General features: G+C 67.7%; 9 protein-coding genes. 3 read left to right on the forward strand and 6 right to left on the reverse strand.

Annotated elements, in window-relative coordinates:
- Window positions 1-385, reverse strand: a 385-nt coding sequence (locus JHD80_RS26120) for an amidase family protein (RefSeq protein ID WP_248311787.1), incomplete at its 3' end; no start/stop codon positions are given.
- 247 nt (window positions 386-632) lie between these two features.
- On the opposite strand from JHD80_RS26120, the gene JHD80_RS26125 reads away from it, so the two are divergent.
- A complete protein-coding gene (locus tag JHD80_RS26125) occupies window positions 633-1,331 on the forward strand; it encodes a carbonic anhydrase (protein WP_199093349.1) in 699 nt (232 codons plus the stop codon).
- 20 nt (window positions 1,332-1,351) lie between these two features.
- Here JHD80_RS26125 and JHD80_RS26130 read toward each other — a convergent pair whose 3' ends face one another.
- Window positions 1,352-2,281: a site-specific tyrosine recombinase XerD gene (locus JHD80_RS26130; protein WP_199093351.1), complete on the reverse strand. Its 930-nt coding sequence runs from the start codon at window positions 2,279-2,281 to the stop codon at window positions 1,352-1,354.
- A complete protein-coding gene (locus JHD80_RS26135; protein ID WP_199093353.1) occupies window positions 2,278-2,424 on the reverse strand; it encodes a histidine kinase in 147 nt (48 codons plus the stop codon). Before JHD80_RS26135 ends, JHD80_RS26130 begins: the two co-directional genes overlap by 4 nt.
- Before the next feature lie 178 nt (window positions 2,425-2,602).
- On the opposite strand from JHD80_RS26135, the gene JHD80_RS26140 reads away from it, so the two are divergent.
- Window positions 2,603-3,202 carry a shikimate kinase gene (locus JHD80_RS26140; RefSeq protein ID WP_199093355.1) on the forward strand — a complete coding sequence of 200 codons (600 nt, stop codon included), beginning with the start codon at window positions 2,603-2,605 and terminating at the stop codon, window positions 3,200-3,202.
- Window positions 3,199-4,338 (forward strand): 3-dehydroquinate synthase, encoded by a 1,140-nt coding sequence (aroB, locus tag JHD80_RS26145; protein WP_199093357.1) that lies wholly within the window; start codon window positions 3,199-3,201, stop codon window positions 4,336-4,338. Before JHD80_RS26140 ends, aroB begins: the two co-directional genes overlap by 4 nt.
- Window positions 4,339-4,345: 7 nt before the next feature.
- On the opposite strand, the gene JHD80_RS26150 is transcribed toward aroB, so the two are convergent.
- The 3 genes from JHD80_RS26150 to JHD80_RS26160 all read right to left on the reverse strand — a co-directional run bounded on the left by JHD80_RS26150 (window position 4,346) and on the right by JHD80_RS26160 (window position 7,831).
- On the reverse strand, window positions 4,346-4,681 hold the full coding sequence (locus tag JHD80_RS26150) for a DUF1330 domain-containing protein (protein WP_199093359.1): 336 nt from the start codon (window positions 4,679-4,681) through the stop codon (window positions 4,346-4,348).
- Between the two features lie 101 nt (window positions 4,682-4,782).
- Window positions 4,783-5,895, reverse strand: coding sequence for a calcium:cation antiporter (locus JHD80_RS26155; RefSeq protein ID WP_199093361.1), 1,113 nt, complete (start codon window positions 5,893-5,895; stop codon window positions 4,783-4,785).
- A 121-nt stretch (window positions 5,896-6,016) separates the two neighbouring features.
- A complete protein-coding gene (locus tag JHD80_RS26160; RefSeq protein WP_199093363.1) occupies window positions 6,017-7,831 on the reverse strand; it encodes a glucan ABC transporter ATP-binding protein/ permease in 1,815 nt (604 codons plus the stop codon).
- Between the last annotated feature and the right edge of the window lie 232 nt (window positions 7,832-8,063).

Here is an 8,063-nt window from a genome sequence, read left to right on the forward strand (position 1 = left end):
CCCATTCCGGCGTGTTGGTCTTTCCGGCGATGATCGCCCCGGCCTTGCGCACGGAGGCGACGATGAGCTGGTCTTCCGTCGGCACGAAATCGCGATAGAGCGCGCTGCCATAGGTGGTGCGCAGGCCGGCCGTGTTCTCGAGATCCTTGATGCCGACCGGCAGGCCGTGCAGCGGCCCGAGCGCATCGCCGCGCGCCGTCGCCTCGTCGGCCGCGCCCGCATCCTTGCGCGCCTTGTCGTCGTCGCGCGCGACCATCGCGTTCACGGCGGGGTCGATCGCATCCATGCGGCGGATGCAGCTATCCAGCAATTCGCGGGCGGAAAGTTTCTTGGCGCCGATGAGGGCGCGCGCGGCAACGGCGCTCAGGTCGCAGGGTTCGGTCAAGGCAGAGATCTCCGTTGCGCATGTCCCCGCGCAAGCGCCATGCCGCGCGGGGCAATCCAGCCAGACTAGGCGACGAGGCCGAGATGTCCATGACCGAACCGCGCATGCGGCCCCCTCCCCCTGCGCGGGTTCCAGGCCGGTTCGGCCGGCCCGAAAACCGCTGGGCGCAGGCCGGCAACCGGGCTGCGCGATGTCGCACCGCAACATCGACTTGACGAAGCCGTCGGTTTCCTGTTCGAGAGAGGCCATGGACAAGCCTGCTGAGCCATTCCCGCAGCGCCTGACGGAAGGTTACCGCGCCTTCCTCGACGATCGTTTCATCCGCGAGCAGAGCCGCTACGAAGAGCTCGGCGAAAACGGCCAGACGCCGCAGATCATGCTGATCGGCTGCTGCGACTCGCGCGTTTCGCCGGAAGTGATCTTCGATGCGCGGCCGGGCGAGATGTTCGTCGCGCGCAACATCGCCAATCTCGTGCCCCCCTTCCAGCCGGACGATCAGCTTCACGGCACCTCGGCGGCGCTCGAATACGCCATCCAGGCGCTCAAGGTGCAGCATATCGTCGTGCTCGGCCATGGCCGCTGCGGCGGCATCCGCGCCTTCGCCGACGACAGCCAGCAGGCGCTCTCGCCCGGCGACTTCATCGGCAAGTGGATCACCCTGATCGGCCCGGCCGCCGAGCGCACCGGCGGGCGCGGCCGTAACGAGAATTTCGACGATTATCTCCAGCGGCTGGAACTGGCCTCGATCCAGCAATCGCTCGCCAATCTCCGGACCTTCCCGTGCGTGCAGATCCTGGAGAGCAAGGGCAGGCTGCACTTGCACGGCGCCTATTTCGCCGTCGCCACCGGCGTGCTGATGATCCTGGACAACGCGACCGGCCAGTTCATCCCCGCCGTCGGCGAGATGCCCAAGCGCGTCCAGCAGATCCGCTGCTCCGAAGCCTGAATTCGGCGCGTCATCCCGCCTCACTCCCCATCCGACAGGGGATGAAGGTCGCGCACCATGCTCTTGAGACGCTCGTCGAGGACATGGGTGTAGATCTGCGTCGTCGCGATATCGGCATGGCCCAGCAACTCCTGAACGACCCTGAGATCGGCGCCGTTCTGCAGGAGATGGCTGGCAAAGGCATGGCGCAGGACGTGCGGGCTCAAGGCAGCCGCCGAAAGCCCGGCGGCCCCGGCCAGCGATTTGAGATCCCTGGCGAAGACCTGCCGCGTCAGATGCCCGCTCTCGCCCTCCGAGGGAAAGAGCCATCGCCCATCCCCCTGCCCCGCGTCCTTCATGGCTTCGAGCCAGTCGCGAGCGGCCTGCCGCGCCGCATCGTTCAGCGGGACCAGCCGCTCCTTGTCGCCCTTGCCGCGCACGATCAGGAAGCGCTCGCGCGTCGTCGCGGCCGACAGGGGCAGCGCGATCAGTTCGGAAACGCGCAAGCCCGTGGCATAGAGCATCTCGACGAGGCAGCGCATGCGCAGCGCCTTCAACCGGACGGGCTTGGTGATGCCCTCCCGCTCGCATGCGGCCCGTGCCGCCTCCAGCAGCCGGTCGACATCTCCGACCGTCACCACCTTGGGCAGGGGCCGGCCGAGCCTTGGTCCTGAAATCGCAGCCGAGGGATCGCTGCCCGCAAGCCCTTCCGTGTAGAGGAAGCGGTGGAACTGGCGCACGGCCGAGAGCCTTCGCGCCGCCGAAGACGCCTTGAGCCCGCGCGCCGCGAGATCGGCGAGCCAGCCGCGGATTTCGTCGGCCGTTGCGTCTCCCGGCGCCTTGCCGGCCAGGAATTCGAGATAGTCAGCGATGTCGCGCTCATAGGCGTCGAGCGTGTTGCGCGCCGCGCCGCGCTCGGCCGCCAGCATGTCGAGAAAGGCGTTCAGACGCTGGCGCCCCAGCCGGCTCATTTCGGTTGCAATTTGGAGGGGGGGACGATCTCGATCATCTCGCGCTGGACCGGTTGGACGAAGGTGACGAGCGCAATCATGCCCCCGAAGATCAACCCGGCGATGATCCCGATGAAAGCCAGGAAACGGAACAGCGTCGGCACGTCGGGCGGACTCTCGCAATCGCGTGGCGGTGCGCGCGATCCCGGCACCCGCCCCGTTATCCCCGATCGCAGCCGGGCGGCGCAAGAGCCGGCCGGCCACAGCCTCGTGCAAAGCGCATGACAGGGGCATGACGCAGCGGTCGCCCGGTGCTACAGCCGTGCCGAGGAACAGATTGTCATGACCGCCGCCGCCACTATCGCTGCTCCCGACACGACCGATTTGCGCGCCATTCTGGGCCAGCGCGCGATCGTGCTCGTCGGCATGATGGGCTCCGGCAAGAGCTCGGTCGGCCGCCGGCTGGCGACCCGCCTCGGCCTGCCCTTCGTCGATGCCGATACCGAGATCGAGATGGCCGCGCATATGACGATCCCTGAGATCTTCGCGCAACGGGGCGAGGCCGAATTCCGCGAGGGCGAGCGCCGCGTGATCAGCCGCGTGCTGACGACCCGCGCGCCGCTGGTGCTGGCGACCGGCGGCGGCGCCTTCATGAATGCCGAGACGCGCGCCCGGGTGAAGGAACTCGGCATCTCGGTCTGGCTCAAGGCCGAGCCCGACGTGCTGATGCGCCGCGTCCGCAAGCGCTCGAACCGGCCGCTGCTCCAGACCACCGATCCCGAGGCGACACTGCGCCGGATGCTGGCCGAGCGCGAGCCGGTCTATGCGCTCGCCGACATCACCATCCAGTCGAGCGACGAGCCTCACGAACTCGTGGTCGGCGAAACCATTGCCGCATTGGGCGACTATCTCGCGCCGGCACCCGGAGCGACAACGCCATGAACGCCACCACGCCCGAGAAGACCGGCGCCCGCATCGTCGTCCCCGTCGCCCTCGAGGGTCGCGGCTACGACATCCATATCGGCCGCCACCAGCTCTGCGAGGCCGCGGCCCTGATCGCCGCCTTCGCGCCCGGCGCCAAGGCTGCGCTCGTCACCGACGAGAGCGTCGCCGCCCTCCATGGCGCAGCCTTCGAGACCTGCCTGCAGCAGGAAGGCATCGCGGCGACGCGTATCACTATCCCGCCGGGCGAGGCGTCCAAGTCCTATGCCCAGTTCGTCGCGCTTTGCGATGCGCTGCTGGCGGCCAAGATCGAGCGCAACGACCTCGTCATCGCCTTCGGCGGCGGCGTGGTCGGCGATCTCACGGGCTTCGCGGCGGCCGTGCTGCGGCGCGGCGTCCGCTTCGTGCAGGTGCCGACCACCCTGCTGGCCCAGGTCGATTCCTCGGTCGGCGGCAAAACCGGCATCAACTCGCCGCATGGCAAGAACCTGATCGGCGCCTTCCACCAGCCGGCGCTGGTCATTGCCGACACGGCTCTGCTCGACACGCTGAGCGAGCGCGAGTTCAAGGCCGGCTATGCCGAGGTCGTGAAATACGGCCTGATCGACGATCCCGATTTCTTCGACTGGTGCGAAGCGAACTGGAGCCGCGTCATCGCCGGCGGTCCCGAGCGCGACCATGCCGTCGCGGTTTCCTGCCGCGCCAAGGCGGCCATCGTCGCCCGCGACGAGCGCGAAGAGGGCGACCGCGCCCTGCTCAATCTCGGCCATACCTTCGCCCATGCGCTGGAGCGGCTGACCCATTACGATTCCGCGCGCCTCGTTCATGGCGAAGCGGTCGCGATCGGCCTGGCCCTTGCTTTCCGCTTCTCGCAGCGGCTTGGCCTGTGTTCGGGGCAGGATGCCGGCCGCGTCTCCCGCCATCTCGACCATGTCGGCCTGCCCAGCCGCCTGCAGCAGGTGCCGGGCGGAGCCGGCAGCGCCGAGGAGATCGTCGACGCCATGGCGCAGGACAAGAAGGTGAAGCGCGGCGTGCTGACCTTCATCCTCGCCCGCGGCATCGGCAAGAGCTTCATCGCGCCGGGCGTCGCGGCCGACGAGGTGCGCGGCTTCATCGAGGACGAACTCGCAGCCTGAGCCACGCTCAGGCGAGCCCGAGCTTGGCAAGGAAATCGCTCGCGCGATAGCCGGGCTCCACGCCCTTCACGAGCATCGTCACACCACGCGAATTCTCGGTCCTGAGCGGCAGGATCTCGCGATAGGCCGGCGAATCGTACCAGGCGCGCGCGCGCTCCATATCCGGAAAGGCGATGATCACGAGGTCGCCCGGCCACGGCCCCTCGACGATCTCCGGCGTCGCGCCATGGATCAGGAACTGGCCGTCATAGGGCGCAAGCGTCCCGTCGATCCGCGCGATGTAGTCGATGATCTCGGCGCCGAAGCGGACATCCTGCAGATGGGCGATGGCATAGGCGGTCATGGTTCTCTCCTGCAAATCGCGGCTGGAAGGCCGTTCGTTGCGGAGGACCATGACGCCGGGGGCGCATGGGGTCGATTACCCCAAGGGTAATCGCCGGCACGTCAGGGGCTGAACACCAGCACGAGAAAGACGAAGAACACGGCGAGATGCACCGCGCCCTCCAGCATGGTGGTGCGCGTGCCGGTGAAGGTCAGCGTCGAAAGCAGCAGCGTCATCGCCGCGATCACCATATTGGTCGCCGAGAGACCGAGCACGACCGGCTGGCCGGTGAAGACGCCGATCAGCAGCACGGCTGGCACGGTCATGCCGAGCGTCGAGGCCGCCGCGCCCAAGCAGAGATTCACCGCGCGCTGGAGCTGGTTCGAGGTGATCGCCCGCAGGGCCGCGATGCATTCCGGCGTGAACACCACCATCGCGATCAGGATGCCGCCGAGCGCCGCCGGCGCGCCGAGCTTGGCGATGCCGAAATCCAGCACCGCAGCCAGCCCCTTCGACAGGATGACGATCGGAAGGATATTGGCGAGCAGCAGCGCGACATGGGGCAGCACCTCCCGCATCGAGGAGGGCGAGGCCGTTTGGCCCTCTTCGCTGGCGGCCAGGGCCGGCTTGCCGTCCTCCGGCTCCGGCTCGTGGAAAAAGGCGCGGTGTCGCCCGGTCTGCAGGATGAGGAAGGCGCCATAAAGCAGCACGGTGAAGATCGAGAAGGCGACCGCCTGGAACGGCGTCAGCGTGCCATCCGGCGTCGATGTCGTGAAGTTCGGCAGGAAGAGCGGGATCACGGTGAGCGGGATGATCACCGCGAGATAGGACGAGGCGCCCTTCAGGTTGTAGCGCTGCTGGAAATGCCGGAGGCCGCCGATCAGCAGGCCGATGCCGACGACGCCGTTGAGCACGATCATCAGCACCGCGAACATCGTGTCGCGTCCGAGCGTCGGCGCCCCCTTGGCCCCGAGCATCACGGCGCCGACCAGCGCCACCTCGATGATGACGATCGAGAGCGTCAGGATCAGCGTGCCATAGGGTTCGCCGAGCCGGTGCGCGATGTCTTCCGCTTCATGGACCACACCGAAGGCGGACCAGATGATCACCCCGAGCAGCCAGGCGAAGACCAGCAGCGACGGCAGGGGCGCGCCGAGCTGGCCGAGCACGGTGTCGCCGAACAGCAGGAAGGCGGCAACCGAACCCCAGGCACAGGCAAGGCGGAGAATCATCATCGTTCGTCGTCACTCGGGATCGCGGGCAGGAAGGGCTCCGGCCCAATAAGCGGGAAAGGGGGCGTCGGTGCAACGCCTGATCTCGCCTCCGACCCCCGAACCGGCCCGAAAACGTCCTTCGTCAGCCCGGAAGGATCTTCTGCGCGAGCGGGCTCGGCGTTTCCTGGGCGGTCACCACCGGTTTGTCGGCGACAAGATACTGCGCCCGCGCGAGGGCCGCGAAGCGCCCGCCCTTGGCGACGAGCTCGTCGAACGTGCCCATCTCCTCGACCTGCCCCTGCTCGAAGACGAGGATACGGTCGGCGTTGCGGATCGTGGCCAGCCGGTGGGCGATGACGAAGGTGGTGCGGCCCTTCATCACCTCTTCCAGCGCCTTCTGCAGCTTGACCTCGGTCGCCGCGTCCAGCGCCGAGGTGGCTTCGTCGAGGATCAGGACCGGCGGATTCTTGAGCAGCGCGCGCGCGATCGAGAAGCGCTGGCGCTCGCCGCCCGACAGCGTGCGGCCGCGCTCGCCGACCAGCGTGTCGAGCCCGTCGGGCTGGCGCGCCATCACCTCGGCGGCCTGGGCGCGTTCGAGCGCCTGCATCATCTCGGCATCGGTCGCGTCGGGTTTGCCGACGAGCAGATTCTCGCGGATCGAGCGGGCGAAGAGCATCGGCTCCTGGAAGACGACGCCGATATTGCGCCGGAGCGAGAGCAGCGAGATGTCGCGGATATCGGTACCGTCGACGGTGATCCGGCCCGATTGCGGATCGAAGGCGCGATGCAGGAGCCCGAGCGTCGTCGACTTGCCGGAGCCGGTCGAGCCGACGACGGCGATGGTCTCGCCGGGCCTCACCGCGAAGGAGACGTCGCGCACCGCCGCGCGCTTGCCGTCATAGGAGAAGGAAACGTCCTCGAAGGCGACCGCACCTTCGAACCGGCCGGGATCACGGGCGCCCGGCTGGTCGCGCACGCTCGGCAGGGTGTCGAGCACCTCGAAGAACTCCCGCATCTTCGGCGCCTGCATGAAGATGAAGTTCACGAAGCTGACGATCTGCTCGAGACGCCCGACCAGCATGGTAGCGAAGCCCATGAAGGTGACGATTTCGCCAACGGTGGTCTGGCCATGCATCAGGAGCCAGGTGCCGACGATGAAGATCAGCAGCACCGTCAGCGTCGCCGAGGCCCGCGTCGCGACATTGGCCACCGCCCACCAGGACAGGACCGGCAATTGCGCCGCCAGCACATTGGCGATGGTCGAGCGCAGGCCACGCACCTCGGCCTCGATGCGGGTGAAGCTCTGGATCACCGGTACGTTACCGAGCGCGTCCGACGCCCGTTCGGCGAGGCTGGAGTGGAAGGCCTCGACATTGCGCTGCAAGCGATCGGTCTTGCGCAGCACGAAGGCGGTGAGCGAGCCGAACAGCACGACGAGCGCGATCAGCAGCAGACCGAGCTGCCAGTTCTTCCAGATCGTGAAGGGCAGGAGCACGAACAGCGCGACCGCCGAGGCGCAATGCTCGCGGAAGAAGGAAAGCCACAGGCCCCACATCGCATTGGTGCCGTCCAGCATCACCTTGAGGACGCGGCCGGAATGGGTCTGGGTGTGGTAGGCGAGCGGCAAGGTGAGCGCATGCTCGAAATAACGCGCCATCACAGTCAGGCGCGCGCGATGAGCCAGCCTGTCGGCATGCAGCGCGACGAAGACGCCGATCGCGATATTGGCGAGGCCGAAACCGACCCAGGCGACGATCAGGAGGTTGATGCTGGCCCAGGTCAGCGTCCCGCCCGAGGCCTGGATCGTGGTCAGCCGGTCGATCAGCGCGCCGAACAGCATGGGCTCGGCGAAAGCGACCGCCGCCAGCGCGATATTGGCCAGCGCCAGGATGATGCCCAATCGCCTTTCGGGACCGAGTTCGCCGAGGACGCGGGCATAGAGCGAGAACAGAGACATCGAGAGGAGCTTTAGCCGAACCGGCGCGCACGGCAAGCGGTCATCAGCTCGTATCAGGAGGGCCGCGCCAGGTTCGCCTCGGGCCGGCCCAACCGAACGGCGTCAAGCCCTAGGACCGCAGGGCTTCCCCCAGCGCTTCCGCCGTCACCTCGGCCATCGCCATCTGCAGCTTGTAGGCGCGGGTCTTCTCGCCGGGCTTCATCACCAGGATCACGGTCTCGCTGCCCGGGCA

The sequence above is a fragment of the Allobosea sp. ASV33 genome (assembly GCF_016428755.1).
Taxonomy (GTDB): domain Bacteria; phylum Pseudomonadota; class Alphaproteobacteria; order Rhizobiales; family Beijerinckiaceae; genus Allobosea.